The 24386-nt window shown below is 69.6% G+C and carries 17 protein-coding genes; 7 read left to right on the top strand and 10 right to left on the bottom strand.

Going from position 1 to position 24386, the window contains the following annotated elements; genetic code table 11:
* Window positions 1-33: 33 nt before the first annotated feature.
* The 3 genes from HQ314_RS21120 to HQ314_RS21110 are packed head-to-tail and all read right to left on the bottom strand — an operon-like array spanning window position 34 to window position 4048.
* A complete protein-coding gene (locus HQ314_RS21120; protein ID WP_222645872.1) occupies window positions 34-684 on the bottom strand; it encodes a DedA family protein in 651 nt (216 codons plus the stop codon).
* 20 nt (window positions 685-704) lie between these two features.
* Complete coding sequence (locus HQ314_RS21115; protein ID WP_222651228.1) at window positions 705-2978, bottom strand: excinuclease ABC subunit UvrA; 2274 nt, start codon at window positions 2976-2978, stop codon at window positions 705-707.
* Window positions 2979-3010: 32 nt separating this feature from the next.
* Window positions 3011-4048, bottom strand: coding sequence for a GTP pyrophosphokinase family protein (locus HQ314_RS21110; protein ID WP_056448346.1), 1038 nt, complete (start codon window positions 4046-4048; stop codon window positions 3011-3013).
* A gap of 36 nt (window positions 4049-4084) precedes the next feature.
* Here HQ314_RS21110 and HQ314_RS21105 point away from each other — a divergent pair, with 36 nt between their 5' ends.
* Complete coding sequence (locus tag HQ314_RS21105; RefSeq protein ID WP_222651226.1) at window positions 4085-4534, top strand: hypothetical protein; 450 nt, start codon at window positions 4085-4087, stop codon at window positions 4532-4534.
* Here HQ314_RS21105 and HQ314_RS21100 read toward each other — a convergent pair.
* The 3 genes from HQ314_RS21100 to HQ314_RS21090 all read right to left on the bottom strand — a co-directional run bounded on the left by HQ314_RS21100 (window position 4531) and on the right by HQ314_RS21090 (window position 7101).
* A complete protein-coding gene (locus tag HQ314_RS21100; protein WP_222651224.1) occupies window positions 4531-5892 on the bottom strand; it encodes a dicarboxylate/amino acid:cation symporter in 1362 nt (453 codons plus the stop codon). The genes HQ314_RS21105 and HQ314_RS21100 overlap by 4 nt on opposite strands.
* A 187-nt stretch (window positions 5893-6079) precedes the next feature.
* Window positions 6080-6391: an AzlD domain-containing protein gene (locus HQ314_RS21095; protein WP_222651222.1), complete on the bottom strand. Its 312-nt coding sequence runs from the start codon at window positions 6389-6391 to the stop codon at window positions 6080-6082.
* Window positions 6388-7101, bottom strand: coding sequence for an AzlC family ABC transporter permease (locus HQ314_RS21090; RefSeq protein WP_222645971.1), 714 nt, complete (start codon window positions 7099-7101; stop codon window positions 6388-6390). Before HQ314_RS21090 ends, HQ314_RS21095 begins: the two co-directional genes overlap by 4 nt.
* Window positions 7102-7184: 83 nt before the next feature.
* Here HQ314_RS21090 and HQ314_RS21085 point away from each other — a divergent pair, with 83 nt between their 5' ends.
* Window positions 7185-7739, top strand: coding sequence for a helix-turn-helix domain-containing protein (locus HQ314_RS21085; RefSeq protein ID WP_042575565.1), 555 nt, complete (start codon window positions 7185-7187; stop codon window positions 7737-7739).
* Here HQ314_RS21085 and HQ314_RS21080 read toward each other — a convergent pair.
* From HQ314_RS21080 to HQ314_RS21070, 3 genes are read right to left on the bottom strand one after another with little or no spacing between them, the layout of a single operon-like run.
* Complete coding sequence (locus HQ314_RS21080; RefSeq protein WP_222651220.1) at window positions 7723-8673, bottom strand: asparaginase; 951 nt, start codon at window positions 8671-8673, stop codon at window positions 7723-7725. The genes HQ314_RS21085 and HQ314_RS21080 overlap by 17 nt on opposite strands.
* The gene (locus HQ314_RS21075) at window positions 8670-10133 is read right to left on the bottom strand and encodes an amino acid permease (RefSeq protein ID WP_222632769.1); all 1464 of its coding nucleotides are present in this window, start codon (window positions 10131-10133) and stop codon (window positions 8670-8672) included. The genes HQ314_RS21080 and HQ314_RS21075 overlap by 4 nt, the downstream gene beginning before the upstream one ends.
* Before the next feature lie 7 nt (window positions 10134-10140).
* Window positions 10141-11538, bottom strand: coding sequence for an aspartate ammonia-lyase (locus HQ314_RS21070; RefSeq protein ID WP_222651219.1), 1398 nt, complete (start codon window positions 11536-11538; stop codon window positions 10141-10143).
* 157 nt (window positions 11539-11695) lie between these two features.
* On the opposite strand from HQ314_RS21070, the gene recC reads away from it, so the two are divergent.
* From recC to HQ314_RS21045, 5 genes are all read left to right on the top strand, one after another.
* Window positions 11696-15031: an exodeoxyribonuclease V subunit gamma gene (recC, locus tag HQ314_RS21065; RefSeq protein WP_222651217.1), complete on the top strand. Its 3336-nt coding sequence runs from the start codon at window positions 11696-11698 to the stop codon at window positions 15029-15031.
* 25 nt (window positions 15032-15056) lie between these two features.
* On the top strand, window positions 15057-18371 hold the full coding sequence (locus tag HQ314_RS21060) for a UvrD-helicase domain-containing protein (protein WP_222651215.1): 3315 nt from the start codon (window positions 15057-15059) through the stop codon (window positions 18369-18371).
* 5 nt (window positions 18372-18376) lie between these two features.
* On the top strand, window positions 18377-20245 hold the full coding sequence (gene recD, locus HQ314_RS21055) for an exodeoxyribonuclease V subunit alpha (RefSeq protein WP_037185192.1): 1869 nt from the start codon (window positions 18377-18379) through the stop codon (window positions 20243-20245).
* Between the two features lie 203 nt (window positions 20246-20448).
* Window positions 20449-21894: a hypothetical protein gene (locus tag HQ314_RS21050; RefSeq protein WP_222651213.1), complete on the top strand. Its 1446-nt coding sequence runs from the start codon at window positions 20449-20451 to the stop codon at window positions 21892-21894.
* Window positions 21895-21940: 46 nt separating this feature from the next.
* Window positions 21941-22903, top strand: coding sequence for a hypothetical protein (locus HQ314_RS21045; protein ID WP_222651244.1), 963 nt, complete (start codon window positions 21941-21943; stop codon window positions 22901-22903).
* A gap of 4 nt (window positions 22904-22907) precedes the next feature.
* Here the strand turns inward: HQ314_RS21045 and HQ314_RS21040 are convergent, their stop codons facing one another.
* The gene (locus tag HQ314_RS21040; protein WP_222632764.1) at window positions 22908-24365 is read right to left on the bottom strand and encodes a DUF2079 domain-containing protein; all 1458 of its coding nucleotides are present in this window, start codon (window positions 24363-24365) and stop codon (window positions 22908-22910) included.
* Window positions 24366-24386: the final 21 nt, after the last annotated feature.

Raw genomic sequence — 24386 nt, 5'->3', positions numbered from 1 at the left:
AGGCGGCGGTGCGGGGGCCGGTGACGGGTGCGGTCAGGCGTCCGACCGTCGGCGCCGTCGGACTCGCTTGGTCACCAGCACCACCACCGCCACCGCGATGAGCCCGATGACGACGTACTGGAACACCGAGGCGTAATCCTCGACGTAGTGCCAGTTCTCCCCGAGGAAGTAGCCCGCGAGCACGAAGATCGTGTTCCACAGGAGGCTGCCGAGCGTCGTGTACAGCAGGAACTGCAGGACCGGCATCCCGGACACGCCTGCGGGCACCGAGATGCCGGATCGCACGAGCGGAATCATCCGACCGAAGAACACGGCGGAGCGGCCGTGGCGCACGAACCATTCGTCGGCCTTGGTCAGATCGTCCGTGCTGACGAACGGCATCCTGTCCACGGCGGCGTACATACGGTCGCGGCCCAGCTTCTTGCCCAGCCAGTAGAGGCCGAGAGCGCCGAGCACCGATCCGAGCGTGGTCCAGAACAGTGCGCTCGCGAGGGAGAAGCCACCCTGCGACGCGGTGAACCCGGCCAGCGGGAGGATGATTTCGCTGGGCAGCGGTGGGAAGAAGTTCTCGGCGGCCACGGCGATGCCGGCGCCCGGCCCGCCGATGCTCTCCATCAGGCTGACGGCCCAGCCTGCGATTCCACCCAGTTCCGTACTGGCGGCAGCGGTGACGGTGTCGCTCATGCCCGCACTTTACCGGGGGTTTACTCCGCGAGAGCCCGCGCGAGGTGGGTGCCGGTGTGCGTCCGGGCCAGAACGAGCTCGTCGACGGTGCCCGTGAACACCACCTCGCCGCCGTCGTGACCCCCGTCGGGACCGAGGTCCACGACCCAGTCGGCGGCCGCGACGACGTCCATGTTGTGCTCGATCACGATGACCGATCGACCCTCGTCGACCATGCCGGACAGCAGTCCGACCAGGTTGTCCACGTCGGACGAGTGCAGTCCGGTGGTGGGCTCGTCGAGCACCAGGACCGGGGAGTTGCCCACGAGTTCCGTCGCGAGCTTGAGGCGCTGACGCTCGCCGCCGGACAGGGACGTCAGGTTCTGGCCCAGGGACAGATAACCGAGACCGACATCACTGCACCGCCGGAGTACGTCGCGCACCTTCTTCACGGTGAAGAACTCGCGGGCCTCGTCGACGGACATGTCGAAGACGTCGGCGATCGAGACGCCGTCGACGGTGTGCTTGATCGCGCCGGAGCGGAAGCGTCGACCCTGGCAGGTCTCGCATGTACTCGACACCGGGTCGGTGAAGCCGAGGTCGGTGAAGATCATGCCGGTGCCCTGACAGTCGGGGCAGGCTCCGTCAGAGTTCGGCGAGAACAGCGCTGCGGGCTGTCCCGTTCGCTTGGCGAAGTGTGCACGGATCGGATCGAGCAGTCCGGTGTAGGTGGCGGGTGAGGAGCGGCGCGAACCGCGGATGGGTGCCTGGTCGATGACCACCGCGTCGGGCCGGACGTCGCGGAGGTGGCCGTGGATCAGACTCGACTTGCCCGAGCCCGCGACACCGGTGACCGCCACGAGAACGCCGAGCGGGATGTCCACCGACACGTTCTTCAGATTGTGGCTGTCGGCGTTCTCGATGCGCATCCACCCGTTCGGAGTGCGCGCGGTGCGCCGCGATCGACCGTCTCGACGCAGCGCCGTCCCGGTACGCGTCTCGGACTGCCGCAATTCGGGCCAGGTGCCCTCGAAGACCACCGTGCCGCCGTGCTTTCCGGCGCCAGGGCCGATCTCGACGATGCGGTCGGCGATGGCCATCACCTCCGCGTCGTGTTCGACGACGAGCACGGTGTTCCCCTTGTCGCGCAACGCGATCAGCATGTCGTTCAGCCGGTGCACGTCGCGCGGGTGCAGCCCGGTGGTGGGCTCGTCGAAGACGTACAGCATGTCGTTGAGCGTGGCGCCGAGGTGGCGCACCATCTTGATGCGCTGGGACTCGCCGCCCGACAGCGAGGACGTCGCACGATCGAGGCTCAGGTACCCGAGTCCGAGATCGACCAGTCGACGGAGCTGTGTCACCACCTCGCGGCGTGGGCCGTCCAGGTCGCCGAGCGCCCACGTGTCCATGACGTCGGCGAGGTCGGAGACCTGCATCGCGAACGCGTCGGGGATCGAGAGTCCCTCGAGCGTCGCGGCGTGCACCGTCTCGTTGAGGCGAGTTCCCCTGCAGGACGGGCACACTCCCCGCGTGACGATACGGTCGTACGCCTCCTTCGACTTGCCCTTCAACGCGTCGGCATCCTTGGAGAGATAGCTTCGACGGAACCGGGAGAGCAGCCCCTCGTACGTCTTGAACACGGCGTCCGGGTTGACCATCTCGACCTCGCCGGGCGACGCGTCGAAGAACAAATGCCTCTCGCGCGGGGAGTACTGCTCGAGGGGAACGTCGAGATCGAACAGTCCCGAGTCCGCGTACAGCCGGTAGGGCCACTTGCCGGGCAGGAAGTCCGGGTGCTTCACGGGGCCCTCACGCAACGACTTCGACTGATCCACCAACTCGTCGATGTCGATGACCTTAGCCTCGCCCAACCCCTCACACTCGGGACACATGCCGGCGGGATCGTTGAACGAGAACGCGTTGGCATAGCCGATGGACGGGGTGACTCCGCGCGACCACAGCATGCGGAGCCAGTCGCCGATGTCGGTGATGGTGCCGACGGTGGAGCGAGGGCTGCCGAAGAGGCGCTTCTGGTCGACGATGACGACGGCCGACAGGTTCGCGATGAGGTCGGCGTCCGGCCGACCGTAGGACGGCAGGAAGGTCTGGGCGAATGCGCTGAACGTGGAGTTGATCTGCCGCTGCGCCTCCGCGGCGATCGTGTCGAACACGAGCGAGCTCTTCCCGGACCCCGAGACCCCGGCGAACACGATCAGCGACCGTTTGGGGAGATCGATGTCGATGTCACGCAGATTGTTCTCCCGCGCGCCGCGCACGGTGATGGTGGACAGAGCGTCGTTCGGTGGCGTCGTCACGCCGTAGGGATACCAGACCGAGCGGACACCCGTCAGCCGGACTGGCCCTGCAACTTGCTCAGTCGGTAGCGCAGCTTGCCCGGACGGTCACGCTCGGTGGTGAGCGAGGAGGTGCGCGCGATGTGGGCCTCGCCGAAGCGGTCCAGCAGGAGGTCGTCCACCATCCGCACCTGACCTGGGCGGTACTGGTAGTCCATGGCCGCCGTCACGTACTCGACTCGTGCGGGGTCGAGGGCCTCCTCGAGTTCCGCGCCCGTCGTGATCCCGTTCGCGTTGACGAGAGTCAGCAGCCACTCGTAGTGACCGCTCCGACTGGGGGTGTAGTCGGGAAGGAGGTCGGTGACGATGGTGCGCAGCTGATCGGCGGTGAGCTGGAGATCCATCCCGCGTGCGGCATCGGCCGCGCGCAGTTCCGTGATCTTCTCCTTGTGGTGCCGATCGGCGAGTTCGAACTGGGCGTCCGCAAGTTCGATCAGCCCCGCCGCGAGCGTGAACGCTCGGTCGATGGTCGGCGAACCCTGCGTGCGGGAGTTCTTGAACCGGATGTCGTGCTCGATCTCCGCCCAGGCATGCTGCAGCACGGTGCGGATCTGCACCTCGAAGCCGAGGCCGGTGAACTGCTCGCATCCCGCCGGGACGCGGTCGCCGTCCGCACTGAGGATGAGGTGCCGTCCGGCATAGCCGAACACGCCGGACTCCTGGGCGAGGGACGACTTGTCGATGGTCTTGAGCAGCACGAAGTGCTTCGAGATGGCGTCCGCGACGCGGTCGATGTCCGACGTCAGATACGTGATGACACGGATCCCGACGAGATCGGTGACCTCGGCGAGCGGATCGGTGAACTCGAGCGACCCGTCCTCGCGGAGGCGGGCGAACTTGCCGGCAGCGGACTCCACGGACTTGGTACGTGCCTCGACGGCGTCGATGTCGATGTCCGCCTCGGAGACGAACGTCTCGACGGCGGCCGACAGCGCTGCCGTGGCCGCGGCGAAGTGATCCCACCGCGCGCGGTACTCCTCGACGGAGCTGTGCAGCCCTGACGGTGAGGGTGGGGACGACGTGGGGCGCATGGTGGAGATTCTGCCCCACCATGGTCCAATGCTCGCGTGACGCTCCGTACGTACCGCGTTGTCGACTGGGACGCGACGCTCCTAATCCTGGCGTCCGCACTGATCCTGTTGGCCGCGTTGATCCTCGGCGTATGGAAATTCCGCCAGATGGCGACGTCCGAGAACGGGCAGGCGCATCCGTACGTGGACATCGCTCACCGGGCGGCGCTGATGTACTCGTTCGCGACTCTGGTCCTGGTGCCTCTGGTGCACTTCGGCGCGTGGCCGACGTGGGTGAATCTGGTGGCGTCGGGGGCTGTCGTCTTCTTCTTCGTCGCCGCGATCGTCAGCTACGTGGTGCACGGATTCCTGCGCGACACCGACAACCAGTTCGTCCGCCCGGTGCCGGGAACGCATGCGTTCATGTATGCGCTCGCGGCCACCGAGATCGGCGGACTACTGGTGTTGATCGTGGGTTTCGTGCGCGGGCCGCTGTTCGTGAGTTAGCGCGCGAGCTCCACGTCGTCGACGAACGGGTCGCCGTTGCGCGGGGCGTCGAATCGCTCCTGGTCCAGGATGCCTTCGCGCTTGGCGACGACGGCCGGGATCAGCGCCTGGCCGGTGACGTTGACGGCGGTGCGACCCATGTCGACGATCGGTTCGACGGCGAGCAGCAGGCCGACACCGGCGAGCGGCAGGCCGAGCGTGGACAGCGTCAGGGTCAGCATGACCGTGGCACCGGTGGTGCCCGCCGTCGCCGCGGAGCCGATCACGGAGACGACCACGATCAGCAGGTAGTCGGTGATCGTGAGGTCGACGCCGTAGAACTGGGCGACGAAGATCGCGGCGATGGCCGGGTAGATGGCCGCGCACCCGTCCATCTTGGTGGTGGCACCGAGCGGAACCGCGAACGACGCGTACTCGCGGGGCACACCGAGATTGCGCTCGGTGACACGCTGGGTCAGCGGCAGGGTGCCGATGGACGAGCGGGAGACGAAGCCGAGCTGCGTCGCGGGCCACACGCCCGAGTAGAAGTTGCGGATCGAGAGGCCGTGCGCCCGAACGATGATGGGGTAGACGACGAAGAACACGATGGCGAGTCCGACGTACACCGAGACCGTGAAGACGCCCAGTGAGCCGATCGCGTCCCATCCGTACGTGGCGACGGCGTTGGCGATGAGCGCCGCCGTACCGATGGGGGCCAACCGGATGATCCACCACAGCACCTTCTGCACGATCGCGAGCAGAGAGGCGTTGAACGTCAGGAACGGCTCGGCCGCCTTGCCCACCTTCAGCGCGGCGATACCGATCGCCGCGGCGACGACGAGCAGCTGCAGGATGTTGAAGTTCAGTGTGGTGCTCAGTGCACCCTCGGTCTCGCTGGTGCGGGCGCCGAGCGCGAGGAAGTTGTTGGGAACCAGGCCGGTGAGGAAGGACCACCACGACCCTGTGCTCGACGGTTCCTTCCCGAGATCTGGCGAGACGCCGGTGCGCGAACCCGGTTGCGCGACAAGCCCGATGATGATGCCGACGATCACGGCGATGAATGCGGTGATGGCGAACCACAGCAGGGTCTGGCCTGCCAGGCGTGCCGCGTTGGTGACGGCGCGCAGGTTGGCGATGGAGCTGACGATGGCCGTGAACACGAGGGGCACCACGGCGACGGTGAGCAGTTTGACGTAGCTCGATCCGATGGTCGACACCGTCTCGACGAGCCAGTTGGGGTTGCCGTCGGCGGCGTCGGGCATGGATCGGGCGATCAGTCCGACGATGACGCCGAGGATCAACCCGGCGACGATCTGGGGCCCGAACGACGTGAGCCAGTGCGGCAGTCGACGGGTGGGGGCAGCGCTGGGCGCGGACATGGTGGTGCCTTCCGAGAATGCTGGGGCGGCCGAGAACAACGGCCGAGAAAAAGGGTGCGCGGTGGACGAGTGGACCGGGGAGGAACACGGTCTATCGACAGATGGCGCTGGCCTGCAGGCGAAGGTCGACGTAGCGACGCGAGGTCAGGAGCAAGGGCACTCGGACGATGCTACGCCCGTGCCCGGGTCAGCTGACGCCGAGCCAGCGCAGGCCCGCGGTGACTGCCGCTGCGGCGACGACCACGAGCACGAAAGGCGTTTTGCGCCAGGCGAGAACAGCGGCGACGAGGACCCCGGCGGGGAGCGCGAGGCCCGCGTCACGGGGAAACGTCGAGGTCGCGACGAGGGCGACGAACACGACGGCGACCGCCGTGGTCATCGACTTCTCGGCCGACACGGACAGTTCCCGGCGCCCGCGCAGCGCGATCCCGATCAGGCGGAACGCGAACGTGCCGACGGCGAGTGCGGCGACACCCGCGAGAATGGCCCCGGTGCTCACGAGGCGTCGTTCCTACGCCCGTGTCGGAGCACGAACGGCATGACGGCGATCAGGGCGAGCACCACGGAGACGCCGGCGGGCACCACGACCCCAGCGGCGACGGCGACCACGGCGCCGACACCCGCGGCGATGCGTGTCACGCGATCGTGCAGGGAGGGCATCACGAGTGCGAGCAGGACGGCAGGAAAGGCGGCGTCGAGTCCGAGCGACTCCGCGCTCTCCACGCCGGCGCCGAGGCCCACACCGGCCAGCACGCCCAGATTCCACGCGAGGAAGAGGAACGCGCCGCAGAACCAGAACGAGAGGGTCCTGCCCCGCCTGGTTGTCGAGGCCATCGAGAAGGCGACCGACTCGTCGGTCACCAGATGGGCCCCGAGCAGGCGTGCGGCGGGTCGGTCACCGAGCAGCGGTGCCACCGAGAAGCTGAGCGGAAGCAGTCTGCCGTTGATGAGGAGCGCGCTGGACACCGCGGCCAGAACGCTGCCGCCGCCGGTGAGTACTCCGACGAAGACGAACTGCGAGGCCCCCGCGAAGACCGCGATCGACAGGAGGCAGGGGAGCCACCACGGCAGATCGGAGGCGACGGCGATCGCACCGAGCGAGGCACCGACCAGGGCGTCGGCCAGGCACACCACGGCAATGTCCCGCACCGCCACGTCGGGGTCGTCCCGGAGCGTGAGCCACAGGGGTGTTCGCCATATCGAACGCATGGTGCTCATGGTGAACGGTCGCGGTGCCGTTCGTCAAGGCGAACGAGGGGAGTGTGAGACGAACACTGTGGCATCATGCAGTCATGTCCGACAGCGCACCCATCGCCGCGATCGCCGCGTCGCTCGTCCGTGAGCGTCGACGTACGGGCCTGTCTCTCGCCGAGGTGGCCCGGCGCGCGGGTATCGCGAAGTCGACCCTCTCTCAGCTCGAGTCGGGAACGGGAAATCCCAGCGTCGAAACACTGTGGGCGCTGAGCGTGACCCTGAACGTGCCCTTCGCGCGCCTGGTGGAACCGCCGCGGCAGGAAGTCCGTTTGGTGCGACGCGGTGAGGGTCCGTCGATCGCGGCGGAGTCGTCCGACTACACCGCGACACTGCTGTCGTCCTGCCCACCGACCGCACGCCGCGACCTGTACCTGCTCACGGCCGAGGTGGGGACGCCGCGGCTGTCCGATCCGCACATGCACGGGGTGATCGAACACGTGGTGGTGTCGTCCGGCCGGGCGGTGTGCGGGCCGGTGGACGCGACCGAGGAACTGGGACCGGGGGACTACCTGTCGTATCCCGGCGACGTGCCCCACGTGTTCGAGGCGCTGGAGAACGGGACGACTGCGGTGATGGTCACCGAGCAGTACTGATCGAGGCCAGGTCCGCTGTGACGGGTAGGCGGTTGCTCAGCAACGCGCACAGCAGGATTCGTGCCTGAGCGGGGCTGAGGTCGCCCGCGGATACCGCGCCCGCACGCACGAGGTCGGCGCCCCCGCCTCCGCCGCCGTAGGTGGTGACGACGCCGCCGGACGGCACTCGTGTCGACAACATCACCGGGACACCGGCATCGGTGCACCGGCGCACCGCGTCGACGACCGCGGCGTTCGCGTTGCCCGCGCCCATCGCCTGCAGCACGATCCCGTCGGTGCGCGCGGATCGCAGTGCGTCGATGACGAGTCCGTCGACACCCGGGTAGAGCGCGACGACGTCGACCCGGATCCCGTCGATCGGACTGTCCGGCAGCGTCTCCCGCGGAACCGGGTCCACCGCCGGCGTGCCGGAGTAGGCGTCGAGCGCGGTCGTGTGCGACTTCCGTACCCCGCGGGCCCGGAGAACGCGCGGGCCGAAGGCGACGAGCACACCGTGGCCCCGTCGCTCGGGATCGGCGGCCACGCGGAGCGCCGACTCGACATTGTGCGGGCCGTCGCTCTCGACGTGATCCGCGGTGCGTTGGGCGCCGGTGATCACGACGGGGCGAACGTCGGTGTGGGAGAGATCGATCAGCATCGCCGTCTCCTCGAGGGAGTCGGTGCCGTGCAGGACGACGACACCGCTCACCGCGTCGTCACGCAGTGATTCGGTGACGGCGCCGCGGACGGTGTCCATGTCCAGGAGCGACATCGCGGCACTGTCGACGCACAGGACGTCGGTGACTCGGACCCGGACGCCGACGCGGAGTCCGGCATCCACCAGGACGTCGTGGGCGTGACGGCCCGTGGTGCTGACACCGTCGGGGCCGACGCGGCTGGCGATGGTTCCGCCGGTGGTCAGGACGACGACCGTCGGCAGTGCGGGTGAACTCATCGGGCGACCGTTCCCCCTCCCGCACGGGCGCGCTCGCGGGCGAGCCGCTCGATGCCCGGGCGCGCTGCGCGCCAGCCGATGACCAGCGCGGGAACGATGACCAGGAGGGAGGCGAGCGTCCAGGTGCCGATCGGGTAGTCGAAGCCCATCAGGACCAGGACGACCACCAGGAAGACGAGGGTGGCGATGCCGGTGTACGGGGCGCCGAACAACCGGAAGGACGGCCGCGTCACCACGCCCTCCTTCGACAGGTGCCAGAGCTTGAGCTGGCACAACACGATCATGGCCCAGGCGCTGACGATGCCGAGCGCGGCGAGATTGAGCACGATCTCGAACGCCTGCTCGGGCACCACCGCGTTCAGCACCACTCCGAGCAGGGTAACCGCTGCCGTGAGCAGGATCCCGCCGTAGGGCACGCCGGCCTTGCTCATCTTCATCGCGAAGCGCGGCGCGCTGCCCGCCGCGGCCATCGATCGGAGGATGCGACCGGTCGAGTAGAGCCCGGCATTGAGCGAGGACAGCGCCGCCGTCAGGACGATGAGGTTCATGGCGGTGTCCGCGCCCTCGACTCCGATCGAGCCGAAGAACGTGACGAACGGGCTCTCACCCGCGCGGTAGGCGGAGTAGGGCAGCAGGAGCGACAGCAGCAGCACGGACCCGACGTAGAAGACCGCGATGCGGATGATGACGGTGTTGATCGCCTTCGGGATGACCTTCTCGGGGTTCGGCGTCTCGCCCGCGGCGGTACCGACCAGCTCGATGGAGGCGTAGGCGAACACGACGCCCTGGATGATGACGACGGCGGGCAGCAGACCGTTGGGGATCAGCCCGCCGTTGTCGGCGATCATCGACAGGCCCTGCTCCTGGTTCGGTGTCCCCCTGACGAGGAGGTAGAGGCCGATGCACAGGAACGCCACCAGGGCGAGCACCTTGATCAGGGCGAACCAGAACTCCAGCTCGCCGAAGACCTTGACCGACACCAGGTTCAGCGACAGAACCAGCAGCAGTGCAGCGAGGGCGAAGACCCACTGCGGTACCGACGCGATCGGGTCCCAGTAGCGGCCGAAGAAGTTCATGTAGAGCGCCACGGCGGTCACGTCGACGACGGCGGTCATCGACCAGTTGAGCCAGTACAGCCACCCGGAGACGAAGGCGGCCTTCTCCCCGAAGAACTCGCGAGCGTAGGACACGAAGGACCCGGACGTGGGCCGGTGCAGCACCAGTTCGCCGAGCGCCCGAAGGATGAGGAAAGCGAAGAACCCGCATACCGCGTACGCGATGACGAGTGCCGGGCCGGCCTGCGCCAGACGTCCGCCTGCACCCATGAAGAGGCCGGTTCCGATGGCGCCGCCGATGGCGATCATCTGGACCTGCCGCGTTTTCAGGCCTTTGTGATAGCCGTCGTTCTCGGCGGCGTGGAGGGCGTCGTCGGCGCCGTGCTGATCGGTGGTCGTGGTCATCGGGTCCTCAGTTCTGGAGGTTCGCGAGATGTTCGGGGCGGAGCAGTTCTTCGAGACGTGTCGCTGTCAGGAGGCCGCGTTCGAGCACCAGCTCCGCGACTCCTCGTCCGCTCTCGAGTGCCTCCTTGGCGATCTCGGTGGCGGCCTGGTATCCGATGTGCGGGTTGAGTGCCGTGACCAGTCCGATGGAGTGTTCGACGCTGTCTCGCAGGTGGGCCTCGTGCGCGGTGATCCCCACGACGCACTTGTCCGCGAGCGTCCGGCAGGCCGCACCCAGGTGCGTCATGCCGGAGGTGAGCGACTCCATGATGATGGGCTCGAAGGCGTTGAGCTGCAGCTGACCTGCCTCGGCCGCCATCGTGATGGTGACGTCCTGGCCGATGACCTGGAAGGCCACCTGATTGAGCACCTCGGGGATGACGGGGTTGACCTTGCCGGGCATGATCGACGAGCCCGCCTGTACTGCGGGCAGGTCGATCTCGCCGAACCCTGCACGCGGTCCCGAGGAGAGGAGGCGGAGGTCGTTGCACACCTTCGACAGCTTCACGGCGCACCGCTTGAGTACTCCCGAGAGATGCACGAACTGACCGACGTCCTGCGTGGCCTCGACGAGATCCGTCGCGCTGACGAGGGGGAGTGCGGTGATCTCGCGGAGGTGCCGGACCGCTGCCTCGCGGTAGCCGGGGGCGGCGTTGAGTCCGGTACCGATCGCGGTGGCGCCGATGTTGATCTCGTGCACCAACAGTGACGCCTCCTCGAGGCGGGCGCGGTCCTCGTCGATCATGACGGCGAACGTGCCGAACTCCTGGCCCAGTGTCATCGGCACGGCGTCCTGCAACTGGGTCCTGCCCATCTTGACGATGGCGCGGAACTCCTCTGCCTTCGCGCGGAAGGCGTCCTGCAGGATGCGCATCGACTCGGACAGGTCGGCCACCGCGAGGATCGTCGCGATGTTGCAGGCGGTGGGGTAGACGTCGTTGGTCGACTGGCCGAGGTTGACGTGCTCGTTGGGGTGCAGGTGCGCGTACTCGCCGGGACGGTGGCCGAGCAGCACCAGCGCGCGGTTGGCGATGACCTCGTTGGCGTTCATGTTGGTCGACGTGCCGGCGCCGCCCTGGATCACGTCGACGACGAACTGGTCGTGCCACCGGCCGTCCAGGATCTCGCGGGCGGCCTGCAGGATCGCGTCGCCGCGCACCTCGTCGAGAAGACCCAGTTCGATGTTGGCCGCCGCGGCCGCGTACTTCACGGCGGCGAGCGCGCGGATCAGCTTGGTGTTCGACGAGATCGGTCGTCCGGTGATGGGGAAGTTCTCGGTGGCGCGCAGAGTGTGGATGCCCCACAGCACGTCGGCGGGCACCTCGCGCCCTCCCAGCAGGTCGTGCTCGGTACGGGTGGCGGCCACGGCGTTCTCCTTCGCTTGCTGTCAGGCTGTCTGACAGGTTGAGTGTGAACCACGGCACAGTGGATGTCAACGGTGATCTGTCGGAGCCGGGCGCTACGGTCGGGTCGACACCGGACCTCACGGTCGGTGGGACACCACGACGTTCCAGGAGGGCCACGTGCTCGAGCTCCACCGCGCCGAACGCGCGAGCACGTTGGCCACCGGTCTCGCGACGCTGCTCGCCGAGCCCCTCGCGGACGCCTTCGCCGCAGACGTCGTCGCGGTCCCGGCGAAGGGCGTGGAGCGGTGGCTCCGACAACGGCTCTCCCTCTCGTTGGGGGCGGCAGGAGTGTCGGACGGCATCGCGGCGAACATCGACTTCCCGTCGCCCGGCCGCCTGGTCGACGACGTCCTGGCCGTGGTGACGGGCGTGGACGCCGACTCGGATCCGTGGGCCGCGGGCCCGTTGCTGTGGACCGTCCTTCGCGTGATCGACGAGTGTTCGACCGAACCCTGGTGCTCGGTTCTCTCCCGGAGCATCGGCGGTGCGGCGGCGGCGCCCGACGATCACCGCCGTGGTCGACGCTGGTCCACCGCGTCCCACGTGTCCGGGCTCTTCCGTTCGTATGCCGCACAACGGCCCTCGATGATCGTCGACTGGGCGGCCGGTGCCGACACGGACGGCGCCGGCGCCCCGCTCGCGCCGGATCTCCTGTGGCAGGCGGAGCTGTGGCGCCGGGTGCGGGAGCGCATCGGGGTGCCCGGCCCCGCGGAGAGACTGGACCCGGTCTGCGACGCCCTCGCCGAGGACGGGTCGACGCTCGATCTTCCGTCGCGCCTGTCCCTGTTCGGGGCGACCCGTCTCACCACCCTGCAGCGACGCGTGCTGCGGGCGGTGGCCTATCACCGCGACGTCCATCTGTGGCTGCCACACCCCAGCCCGGTCTCGTGGGCTGCGACGTCCCGGCGTGCGGGCGCCGGGTCGGTGCGGCGTGTCGACGCGCCGCCGGTGTCGACGGCGGGTCATCCCCTGCTGGTGAGCCTCGGCCGCGACGTGCGCGAGTTGCAACCGCTTCTCGAACCGACGGCCGATGCGGACCGCCATCTCCCCGATCCGGAGCGGTCCGACGCGCGGCGTGTCGAGGCGTCGACGACCGTCCTGAGGCGGATGCAGAACGACATCGTGGCCGATCGCGCCCCGGCCGCGCCCGACGTCCCGGGGATGGACGACAGCGTGCAGATCCACGCCTGCCACGGCCCCGCCCGGCAGGTCGACGTGCTGCGCGACACCTTGCTGCACCTGTTCCAGGACGATCCGACGCTCGAACCGCGCGACGTCCTGATCATGTGCCCGGACGTGGACACCTTCGCTCCGCTCGTGCGAGCGGCCTTCGGGAACGAGGGCGCGGTGGGCGATCCCTCGGCGCACCCGGCGCACGGACTCCGCGTGCGGCTGGCGGATCGAGGGCTCCGGCGCACCAATCCCGTGCTCGACGTGATCGCGGCGATGATCGAGATGGCAGGGGACCGCGTCACCGCGTCGCAGATGCTCGATCTCGCTGCGTCCGAGGCTGTGCGGACCCGGTTCCGCTTCTCCGACGACGATCTCGAACGTCTCGCCGAGTGGACACGGGTGTCCGGTGCGCGCTGGGGCATTGATTCTGTGCAGCGAGAGTTGTTCGGTCTGGGCGACTTTCGTCAGAACACGTTCACCGCGGCCATGGACCGACTGCTGCTCGGCGCCGCTGCCGACGAGACCACGGGGGACTGGCTGGGCCTGGCCCTTCCCGTGGACGACGTCGACGGGAACGACATCGATCTCGCCGGTCGGTACGCAGAACTGGTCGACCGGGTCTCTGTCGTGTTGCGCGGTATGCGGGGCGAGCATCCGGTCCGGACGTGGCGCGCGAGCCTGATCCGAGCGATCGATCTGCTCACCGAGGTCGGGCCGGCCGACGTCCGACATCGGGTCGATGCGCTGCGGGAGCTGTCCGCCGCGCTGGAGCACGGTGACGACATCTCCCTGCAGCTCGCCGACATCCGGTCGATGTTGCGCGATCGCCTGGCCGGGCGCCCGACGCGATCGAACTTCCGCACCGGAGAACTGACGGTGTGCACCATGGTCCCGATGCGGTCGGTGCCGCACCGGGTGGTGGTGTTGCTCGGGCTCGACGACGACGTCTTCCCGCGCGCCGGCCACCTCGACGGCGACGACGTCCTCGCACGCGGTGCGCTGATCGGCGAGCGTGACATCCGCAGCGAGGACCGTCAGCTGCTGCTCGACGCCCTCATGTCGGCCGGCGAGAAACTGGTTCTCTTCCACACCGGGGCCAATCCGGTGTCGGGTGCCCACGAACCTCCCGCCATTCCGTTGTCCGAGGTCATCGAGGTCGTGGCGGCCACGGCGGGGGTCGAGAACAACCGCGCGGTCACGCGGCACCCGCTGCAGCCGTTCGATCCGTCGATCTTCGACGGCAGCGCTCCCGCCGGGTTCGACAGTGCCGCGCTCGCGGGCGCGGTGGCGGCGAGCGCTCCCTTCGTTCCGCGGCAGCCGTTCCTCGACGGTCCGCTTCCAGCGCGAGACTCCGCGGACGTGGCGTTGGCGGAGCTGGTGGCGTTCGTGCAGAGCCCCGTCACCGCGTTCGTGCGGCAGCGACTGAAGGTGGGTCTGTCGGGGCGGGACGACGACGTCGTCGACGCCCTCGCCGTGGAGCTGGACGCGCTGTCGGCCTGGGACATCGGAGAGCGCATGCTGTCGGCGCTCCTGACCGGTGTGGAACTGGCCGACTTCCGGGCCGCGGAGTGGCGCCGCGGAACGCTGCCGCCCTTCGCCCAGGGTGCGCGCCTGCTCGAGCAGATCGAGACCGACGTGGTGCCCATCGCCGACGCGGCGGCCGAGATGCACGTCGGGCCTCCGGAGAGTGTGGACGTCGTCGTGGATCTGGACGGGGGGCGGCGGCTCACGGGCACCGTTCCCGGGGTGCACGGCACCACCGTGGCGCGTACGTCCTATTCGAGGATGGCCCCGAAGCGGCGACTGGAGGCCTGGATCCACCTGCTGGCGGTCGCGGCGCAGAGCGGCTCGGACGGGTGGACGGCGGTCACCACCGCGCGGGGTCGGTCCTCACGGCCCGTGTCGCGGTCGACCCTCACGACACCCGAGGACGCCCGCGCGGTTCTGGCAGAGCTGGCGGACCTGCGCGACCGCGGTCTGCGCGAGCCACTGCCCCTGGCGCTGAAGTCCGGGGAGGCATACGCCGCCAGAGTCGTTCGGGGAAGCAGCGAGGAGATGGCCCTCGCGGCGGCAGCTCAGCAGTTCTCGGATCGGTTCGGCGACGTCACGGAGCCGGCGGTACTTCTGGTGCACGGAAGCGGAGTCGACTTCGGGCAGTGGACAGCGATTCCTCCGGCCGCCGACGAGGCGAAGTGGTCGGCCGACGGCACGCGCTTCGGTGTGCTCGCGCGACGAGTGTGGCAGCCGCTGCTCACCCACGAGAGCATGGAGCAGCGATGAGCGCTCTCGAAGGTATGGAGCAGCGATGAGCACGTTCGATCTGACCGGGCGGCTCCCGCTGGGCACCACCGTGCTCGAGGCGAGCGCCGGCACGGGCAAGACCTACGCCATCGTGGGCCTCGCCGCCCGCTATGTCGCCGAGGGCGTCACCGACATCGCGGGCGTACTGCTGGTGACGTTCAGCAAGGGCGCGACGCGCGAGCTACGCGAACGCACGCGCGCACGCTTCGCCGAGGTCGCGGCCGCCCTGGCGGATCCGTCGGCGGCCCGTACGGGCGGTGACGAGCTGATCGCATTGCTCGCCGACGTCGACGACGACGAGGTGGTGCTGCGGCGCACTCGGCTGCTGACGGCGCTGTCGGAGTTCGACGCCGGGACTATCGCCACGACGCACAGCTTCTGCCAACGCATGCTCGACGGACTCGGGATCGCGGGTGAGCGGGAACCGGACGCGACCTTCGTCGAGTCCGTGGACGATCTCGTCGACGACGTGGTCGACGACCTGTATCTGCGTCGCTACAGCGCAGAGGTCGGTTCGCCGCCCCTGACCGTCGCGCAGGCGCGCACGGTGGCCCGGGCCGCGGTCTCGGACCGGCGGGCCGTGCTCAGTCCGGACGCTCCCGACGACACGGCGGCCGGTCAGCGGGTCGCGGTGGCCCGCGAGGCGCGGGAGGAGACCGAGCGCCGGAAGCGGAGGCTCGGGGTCCGTGATTTCGACGACCTCCTCGAACTCCTGCACGGCGTGCTGTCGGACGAGACGCACGGCCCGGCCGCGTGCGCGCGTGTCCGCGAGAAGTTCACGGTGGTGCTCGTCGACGAGTTCCAGGACACCGACCCGCTGCAGTGGTCCATCCTGCGGAGGGCGTTCCACGGGCAGTGCACCCTGGTTCTCGTCGGTGATCCCAAGCAGGCCATCTATGCGTTCCGCGGCGCCGAGGTGCTCAGCTACCTCGACGCGGTCGCGGTGGCGGACCGGCATCTGGCACTCACCACCAACTGGCGGAGCGACGCGGCCGTGATCGGCTCGCTCGCGCACCTGTATGAGGGTGCCGCACTGGGACATCCCGACATCGTCGTCACTCCGGTGACGGCATCGCACCGGGAACCTCGGCTGCTGGCCGCCACGACGCGGGACCCGCTGCCTCCAGTGCGCCTGCGCGTGTTCGGTCGAACGGGCTCCGGTCCGCTGAACAACAAGGGCCTCCCGGCCACCGAGAAGGTTCGACTGCGTATCGCCGACGACGTCGCGCAGGACATCGTCGCGCTTCTCGACGGCGACGCGACGCTGACGGTCGACGGCGCGTCGCCGCGGCCTGTCGCTCCCGGAGACATCGCCGTGCTCGTCCGGTCGGGCAGACAGGCCGAGCAGGTGCGGTCCGCTCTCGAGCGCGCCGGCGTGCCGTCCGTGCTGTACGGCGGCTCGTCGGTGTTCGCCACCGAGTCCGCGGTGCACTGGCTGCTGCTCCTGCAGGCACTGGAGCAACCGCACCGTGCCGACGTCGTGCGGCGCGCCGCGCTCACACCGTTGCTCGGATGGTCTGCTCGCAGCCTCGACGAGGGTGGCGACGCCGCGACCTCCGCACTGAGTGCGCGCTGCCGCGAGTGGTCCGCGCTCGTCACGGGGGTGGGCTTCGCGGCGATGGTCGAGAATCTCACCGGATCCACCGAGCTCCAGAAACGTCTGCTGGCAACCGAATCCGGTGAACGCGATCTGACGGACCTGCGGCACGTCGCGCAACTCGTCCAGCGCGAGTCGCTCGAGGGCGGACACGGGGTGACCTCGTTGACCCGCTGGCTGGCCGACCGGATCCAGGACCCCACGAGCGGCGCTGTGGCCGACCGCAGCCGACGGCTCGACAGCGATGCCGAGGCCGTGCAGGTGGCCACGGTGCACGCGATGAAGGGGTTGGAGTTCCCGATCGTGTACGTCCCGTTCGCGTGGGGTGCCGCCGGATCGTTCGATCCGGACACCCTGCTCTTCCACGACGACGAGGGTGCGCGTGTGCGCGACGTCGGTGGGTCCTCCACTCCGGGGTACCGCGAACGCAAGCAGCGCCACGACGAGGAGGCGGCGGGCGAGGAGATGCGCCTCCTCTACGTCGCTCTGACCCGCGCGCAGTGCCGTCTGGTGCTGTGGTGGGCACCGACGGCGATCACGGCGGCGTCCCCGTTGCATCGACTGCTCTTCGGCAGAGTGCCCGGCATCGCGGAACCGGAGTCGACGGTGCGCCTGCAGGACGATGCCTCCGCGGCGACGACCCTGCAGTCGCGCTGCGGCAGCGCGATCGGCGTCGAGGCGGTGCAGGACGTGACGGTGGTGGCCCGGCCCGCGCGGACGTCCGAGAGAAGCGGTGGCGCACTGGCCGTCGCGCACTTCGACCGGAGGCTGGACACCGCGTGGCGGCGAACGTCCTACTCCGCGCTGACCGCGGGCGCGCACGATCAGCCGGTCGAGGTCGTCGAATCCGAGGACCCGATACTCGGCGACGAACCGGTGGAGGACCCGTTCGCGGCAGGTGTGGGCGCGGGGGCCCCCTCGCTCATGAACGGTCTGCCCGCGGGAGCCGCGTTCGGCACCCTGGTGCACGAGATTCTCGAGTACGTCGACACCTCCGTCGACGATCTGCCTGCAGAGGTGCAGCGCCGGTGTGTCGATGCCGTCTCGGCACACGGTGCCGACATCGACGCGGATCATCTCTCTCGGGCGCTGACGGCCGTCCTGCGCACGCCCCTGGACTTCGGCGCGGCGGGCACCGGCACGCTCGCCGAGGTCCACCCGTCGAACAGGCTCGCCGAGATGGACTTCGAGATCCCGTTGTCTGGCGGTGACCACGCCGCGACGGCGCACGTGACCGTGCACGCCGTCGCCGATCTCGTGGCGCACCACCTCGCTTCGGACGACGTGCTCGCGGCCTATCCGCAGCGGATGCGCCGACTCGACGACCGGACGCTCCGGGGCTACCTCACCGGCAGTGTCGACACGGTCCTGCGTGTCGGGTCGTCCGACGATTCCCGCTACGTGGTGGTGGACTACAAGACCAATCGCATCAGAAGTGGCGACCTCACCGTCGACGACTTCACGGTCGAGGACATGGCCGGCGAGATGATGGAGTCGCACTATCCGCTGCAGGCACTGCTCTATTCCGTTGCGCTGCATCGCTATCTGCGGTGGCGTCGACCGGGATACGACCCCCGGGTACACCTCGGAGGAGTGCAGTACCATTTCGTCCGAGGCATGATCGGCCCGGACACTCCGCCCGGGCGCGGGGTCTTCTCCTGGGCGCCGTCCCCCGATCTCGTGACGGCGCTGTCCGATCTGCTCGCAGGAGTCCGGTCGTGACCGCGGTGTACCCAGGCGCTGTCGCGCAGCGCGGCAAGGGAGTGCTGCGCGCGTTCAACGACGTCGGCGTCCTCACCGCGGCCGACGTGCACGTCGCCCTCCGACTCGGCGCGCTCGGCGGGGAACGGGACGAACTGGCGCTGTTCGCCGTGGCACTCGCCGTGCGCGCGGTGCGCGTCGGCTCGGTGTGCCTGGACCTGACCCGCCTGCGCGACGTCACGGCCGACGACGGGGTCGACACGGACGCTCTGCCGTGGCCGGACGACGCGGCGGTCGTGGCCGCCCTCCGGGCGAGCCCACTCGTCCTGGGCGGGGAGAGCGGTCCGCTGCGACCGGTGCTCGTGGTGGACACCGCGGACGGCCCGTTGCTCTACCTGCAGCGGTACTACCTGCAGGAGAAAGTGATCCGGGACGTGCTGGCGGCGCGCGCACTCGACGCGCCGGCCGTCGACGTGGAGGCGGTGCGGCAGGGACTGGCCACCTACTTCCCGAGCACCGAGGTGCCCGACAGGCAGCGCATCGCGGCGGCACTCGCGGTGACCGGGTGGACCACCGTCATCGCGGGCGGCCCCGGAACGGGCAAGACGCACACGGTCGCGCGCATTCTCGCTCTGCTCACCGCAGTGCACGGCCCCGGTCTACGGATCGGGCTCGCCGCGCCGACCGGGAAAGCGGCTGCGCGACTGCAGGAGTCGGTGGCCGAGCAGGCACCGGAACTCGGACTGCGAGACGACATCCCGGCGATGACGGTGCATCGGCTGCTGGGCTGGCAGCCCGGCAGCCGCAGTCGGTTCCGTCACGACGCACACAACAGGCTCCCGTACGACGTGGTCGTCGTCGACGAGACGTCCATGGTGTCGTCCACGCTGATGAGCCGACTCATGGAGGCGGTCCGCGCCGACACCAGGCTCGTACTGGTCGGCGATCCCGACCAGCTGACCTCGGTGGACGCGGGCGCGGTGTTGGCCGATCTGGTCGCGCGGCCGGTGACGGCGGCGTTGCCGGAGGTGGTCACCGCCCTGGTGGGCGCCGACCTCGGGTCCGTCCCGGCGGCGGGGGACTCGTCGGAGAAGAGTCTCTCGACGGGCGAGGTGCGCCGACTCGCCGCGGGCACCGTGCGACTGAGCCGCGGGCGTCGGTTCGGCGGTGTCATCGCCGATCTCGCCGTCGCTGTGCGTGACGGCGACGAGGACGAGGTGGTGCGCCTGCTGAACTCGGGCGATCCCGCCCTCGAGTTCGGTCCGCGGTCCGACGTGTCGTCGCTCGAACGCGATGTGGTCTCCACCGCTCGGGCCGTGACCGCGGCCGCCGCGTCCGGTGATGCGGCCGCGGCCCTCGCCGCTCTCGAGCGGCACCGCCTGTTGTGCGCGCACCGCGAGGGCCCCTCCGGTGTGGATCACTGGGCACGGTGGGCGATGGACCGCGTGGGCGCCGACACCTCGACCTTCCTCGACGCCGCACAGTGGTATCTCGGGCAACCGCTCCTGGTGACGACGAACGACCACGACAACCGTATCTACAACGGCGACACCGGCGTGGTCGTCGACGACGGACACGGCGGCGTGGTCGCCGCGTTCGCGCGCGGGTCGACTCCGTTCCTCGTTCATCCCAGCAGGCTGTCGGCCGTGCAGACGGTGTACGCCATGACGATTCACCGCAGTCAGGGAAGCCAGTACGACACCGTCTCGGTGGTCATCCCGGACGAGACGTCGTCGCTGTTGACGAGGGAACTGCTGTACACGGCCATCACGCGCGCCCGCCGCACCGTGCGCATCATCGGCAGCGAGGAGTCGGTGCGCGCCGGTGTCCGTCGCCGGGTGCTGCGGGCCAGCGGACTGCGTCGCGACTCGCCGGTGCCCTTCGGTCACTCCTGATCCACCGCGCGCGCGGCGTCTCGTGGCAGTCGGTTCTCCGAGCACTGCCCGCACGTCGTGCGTGTGCGCTATATTCTCCTCGACTACGGTCGGGGGGACCGTTACAGGCGGTGAAAACAGGACGGGGGACAGGGTATGAGGAGTCGTCACCACCTGCCCGTCGTCCGGTCCACCTCGGCACCGAGCCGCGACGAGCTCGCCTAGTGTCCACATTCCTCACCCCGGGCGTCGAACACGAACCGCGACCGCACCGCCGCGGGTTGTTCGGCTCGCACCCCGGGACGACCGAGAGCGAGGATCGGCGGGTCCTGTCCGGCGCTCTCCCCGTCCGACACCGCATCGTGATCGCCGACATCGGTCTCTGTGAGGATCTCGGCAGCGATGCGCTGGCCGGGATGTCCGCCGCGGTCGGCGAGCGTCGGCCGGGGGGCGTGATCGCCTGGGATCTGGCCGGTGAGGCCACCGGGCACGGTGCCGCCGCGCAGATCGCCGAGGACGTCGAGGCTCTGGTGGCACCCGAGTGCGATCCGCGAGCACTGTCCCACTACGTCGACACCCGGCCCGAAGGGCACGATGCTCTCGGAGCGGATGCGTCGCTGCAGGACCCGCACGCCATCGAGGCCGTTCTGACCGTCCTGACGCACCACCGGCAGACCGTCGTCGTGCACGCCCGCAGCGACGAGCCGTACTTCGTCGCGATGATCGACGACGCGGACTCGATCGTCGTCCCGATTCCCCATTCCGAGGCCGCCGCACTGCGCGTCGTGGCACTGATGGACTCGCTCCGCGGCAGCGGCCGTGACTCCTGGTCGGATCGCATCGTCGTCGTCAAACACGATGCGGTACATGCCGGTTCGCGGTCCGGCTCCACGGATCTGCGACGCGTGCTCGGGGATGCGGGCGTCCGCACCGTGCTGGACGTGCCGTCCACGTCGGACTCCGATGCGGACGTTCGCCGCGCCTGGTCGCACGTCGCCGCCGTCGTGATGCGGACGCGCGGGCCGGTACGCCCGATCGTTCCCGACGCGCACCCGGGTCTGCACGCCGACGACCACACACCCTCCTTCGACAGCACGACGGCGACACTGCGCGCGCGCTCTGCCGACACCCGGCCGAGTCGTCGCAGCGGGCGACTTCCCGCCCTCGCCGCCCTCGGTGCCCTTCTCGTCGCGGGAGGACTCGGCACCGCCGTCATGATGCAGCGCGCCCCCGCGGATTCCGCACCGGTCCCGGTCGCCACCGCGGGTGTCGGTGCGGACGCGGCCGATCAGACCGCGTCGGCGGCGCCGCCGCCGATCGATGCTGCCCGCGCGAGTGGTCCCGCCGTGATCGTGCGCTACGACGATCTGTACTACCGAGATCGCGACGCCGCAGCGGCCGCAGCGCTCTGGGATCTGTCCGACACGGCCGGTGTGGACGCCACGGTGGCCGATCTGCAGCGATCCATCGACGCGGTGGACCCGGCGATACGGCACCGCATCGACGTGGCGCCCACCTCCGACCCGCTCGTCTTCGACGCCGTCCTGACACTCACGGTTCCGGACGGCCGGGAGTTCCGGTACGACCAGCAGTTCACGGTGCGGGAGGACGACGACGGCTTCGCCATCGTCCGCAAGATCGACTGCACCGGCGTCTGTCCCGCTCCGTGATCCGTCTTCCGGCCCTCCTCCCGCCACGACTCGAGAGAGACACACGATGACGCACCGCGCGCCCGTACGCCGCCGACACACAGTGGGATCCGGTCTCGCCGCGACTGCGATGGCCTTGGGTGCCTGGGGGCTGGTGACCTGCGCGTCCGTCCTCGTCGCTCCCGCGGCGTCCGCTGCCCCGACATCGGTGAACGACGAACCGAACACGGCGGCGGAGAAGGTCGCCGAGAGCAGGCGTCGCGACGAACTGTCGCAGAAGGAGCGCGCGGCAGAGGACGCGGAACGCGAACGCCAGGAGAAGGAAGCGAAGCAGGCAGCCGACGACCTCGCGGCGCAGGAAGCCGACGAGCGGAGGGAGCGGCGAGAGGACCAGGCCGCAGCCGTGCAGAACGGCACCGCGCCGGCGCCGGCACCGTTCGTCTTCCAGCTTCCGCCGCTCCCGTTCGAGATCCCCGGCGTCACGCCGCCCGCCCCGACGGTCACGGCACCCGAGCCGGTCGCGCCGCCGGTCGACACGGCACCGCCGCCCCCCGCGCCGCCCCCGGCTCCGGTGGTGGACGACGTCGCCGACGTCGTCGAGGTCGAGGAGGCTCCCGAGCCGACGCCGGCCGTCACGGCACCTGCCGCACCGGCACCGGTTCCCGAGCCGGACCCCGCACCGTCGCGCCCCGACCCGGCACCGGGTCCCGGCCCCGCGCCGCTCCCCGCCACTCCCCAGGTGCAGTCCGGTGGTCATGGGCCGCACACCGGCCCCGATCCGGATCGCGACCCGATCGATCCTCCGTCGCCGCCTCCCGGTGACGACGACGAGCCCCGTCAGCCGTCGCCGAGAGCTGCGACGATGAGCAACCCGGCTCCGCCGTCGGTGAGCAACCCGGCTCCGCCGTCGGTGAGCAACCCGGCTCCGCCGTCGGCGAGCGATACCGCGCCGCAGTCGGTGCAGCCGTCCGGAGAAGGTCGGCACGCGGCACCCGACCCGGGCTGGACGAATCCCGTTCCCGGACGCTGACCCCTCACCGACGAAGTACGAGGATGCCGTTCACGTCGGAGACGACCGAGTAACCGTCCGCGAGAGCTGCACTGATCGCCGTGTTGTCGCCCGACTCGTCCTTGGGCCACCCGGCGGGCCGGCCGATGTTCACGACGATCCAGTCCGGTGTCGTGGAATCGGTCTCCCGCTGCGGGAACACCGAGACGGGGTGGTCGGACACGAACTGCGGGACCAGGTTGTTGGAGGCCGACACGCGGTCCCCTGGCGGTATGGATGCCGACACGGCTCTCGCGGTGGTCACCTGCGGGTCGACGCGCCACCCGTCGGCGTCGGCGAGCCGAGCCAGCGGCTGGAAGGGCAGCGCGACCAGAGCGACGGCGGCGACGGCGGCGAGCACCACTCTCTGGGCACGCGGTGACAGGTGCATGTCACGCCGACCGCGGATGAGTGCATCGATCAACGCGGCGAACAGGATCGGCATCAGGATCGCGTTGTAATGGAAGATAGGCTTCCAGAAATTGGTGTTGTCGCTGAGGAACCGCCATGCGACGGTGGGTACTGCCACCAGCGTCAACGGTGACCGCAGTGCTGCGAAGCCGGTGACGGCCAACAGCAGCAGCACGGTCGCGGCGCGCGAGTCCCCGCTGACGAGACCGTGTGTGGTGTCGGCGATGCCCTCACCGAGGGGCGGAAGTTTCGAGCCCTGACCGTAGGCGTCGTCGGCGCTCAGCAGCGGTATGACCACCGTGATGGCCAGCACGATCCACGCCGCGCCCCACGCGGCCGTCGCCAGGCCCAGAATCCGTGTGCGGCCCGTGGTCCACCAGGCGATCAGGGCGCCGATCACGATGACGGTCAGCCCCATGTCCTCCTTGACGAAGACGAGCGGGAGCGTCCACGCCACCGCGGCACGCCAGTGCCCCTGGCCGAGCGCTGCCATGGCGAAGGCCAGCATCGGGACGCCGAAGGCGATCTCGTGGAAGTCGAAGTTCAGTGCCGACTGCAGGCCCCACGACAGTCCGTAGCCGAGGGCCACCACGATGCCCGCGACGGTGCCGAGGCTGCGGCACGCCCACCGGGAGAGGGGCACGACACCCACGGCGAACAGGACGCCCTGGGCGATCAGCAGGGTCTCGGGGACAGGGGCGAGTCGGTAGAAGGGCGCGAGCAGTGCGGTGATCGGAGAGAAGTGATCACCGAGCGTGTTGTAGCCCGTGCCCAGCAGATCCGACGTCGGCGCGTCGAGGCGTGCGTACGAGGCGATCTGTTGCACGAAGATGCCGAGGTCGAAACCGGAGGTGCGCAGCTGGTGCTGACCGACCACGGACAGTGCGCTGTAGAGCGGGGCGAGAAGGAGGAAGGCGATCGCCGGGACCGCGATGTCCGCGCGGCGGGCGCGACGCAGCATCTCCTGCGGTCGGCGCGCCCCGCCGGACGGGGCGGCCGCTGCAGTCTCCGCAGAAGGTCTGGTTGCCGTCACAGGAGATAATTTCTACACGAA

Origin of the sequence: Rhodococcus sp. BP-332, assembly GCF_019836065.1 — a bacterium.
Lineage (GTDB): Bacteria > Actinomycetota > Actinomycetes > Mycobacteriales > Mycobacteriaceae > Rhodococcoides.
This window is presented reverse-complemented; position numbering and strand designations above follow the sequence as displayed.

Bases quoted from the DNA above. Each gene is read 5' to 3' on its own strand.
- HQ314_RS21045 (WP_222651244.1), top strand. From the start codon at position 21,941: ATGACGCACCGCGCGCCCGTACGCCGCCGACACACAGTGGGATCCGGT.
- HQ314_RS21120 (WP_222645872.1), bottom strand. From the start codon at position 684: ATGAGCGACACCGTCACCGCTGCCGCCAGTACGGAACTGGGTGGAATC.
- HQ314_RS21100 (WP_222651224.1), bottom strand. From the start codon at position 5,892: ATGTCCGCGCCCAGCGCTGCCCCCACCCGTCGACTGCCGCACTGGCTC.
- HQ314_RS21075 (WP_222632769.1), bottom strand. From the start codon at position 10,133: ATGACCACGACCACCGATCAGCACGGCGCCGACGACGCCCTCCACGCC.
- HQ314_RS21085 (WP_042575565.1), top strand. From the start codon at position 7,185: ATGTCCGACAGCGCACCCATCGCCGCGATCGCCGCGTCGCTCGTCCGT.
- HQ314_RS21090 (WP_222645971.1), bottom strand. From the start codon at position 7,101: ATGCGTTCGATATGGCGAACACCCCTGTGGCTCACGCTCCGGGACGAC.
- HQ314_RS21060 (WP_222651215.1), top strand. From the start codon at position 15,057: ATGAGCACGTTCGATCTGACCGGGCGGCTCCCGCTGGGCACCACCGTG.
- HQ314_RS21080 (WP_222651220.1), bottom strand. From the start codon at position 8,673: ATGAGTTCACCCGCACTGCCGACGGTCGTCGTCCTGACCACCGGCGGA.
- HQ314_RS21110 (WP_056448346.1), bottom strand. From the start codon at position 4,048: ATGCGCCCCACGTCGTCCCCACCCTCACCGTCAGGGCTGCACAGCTCC.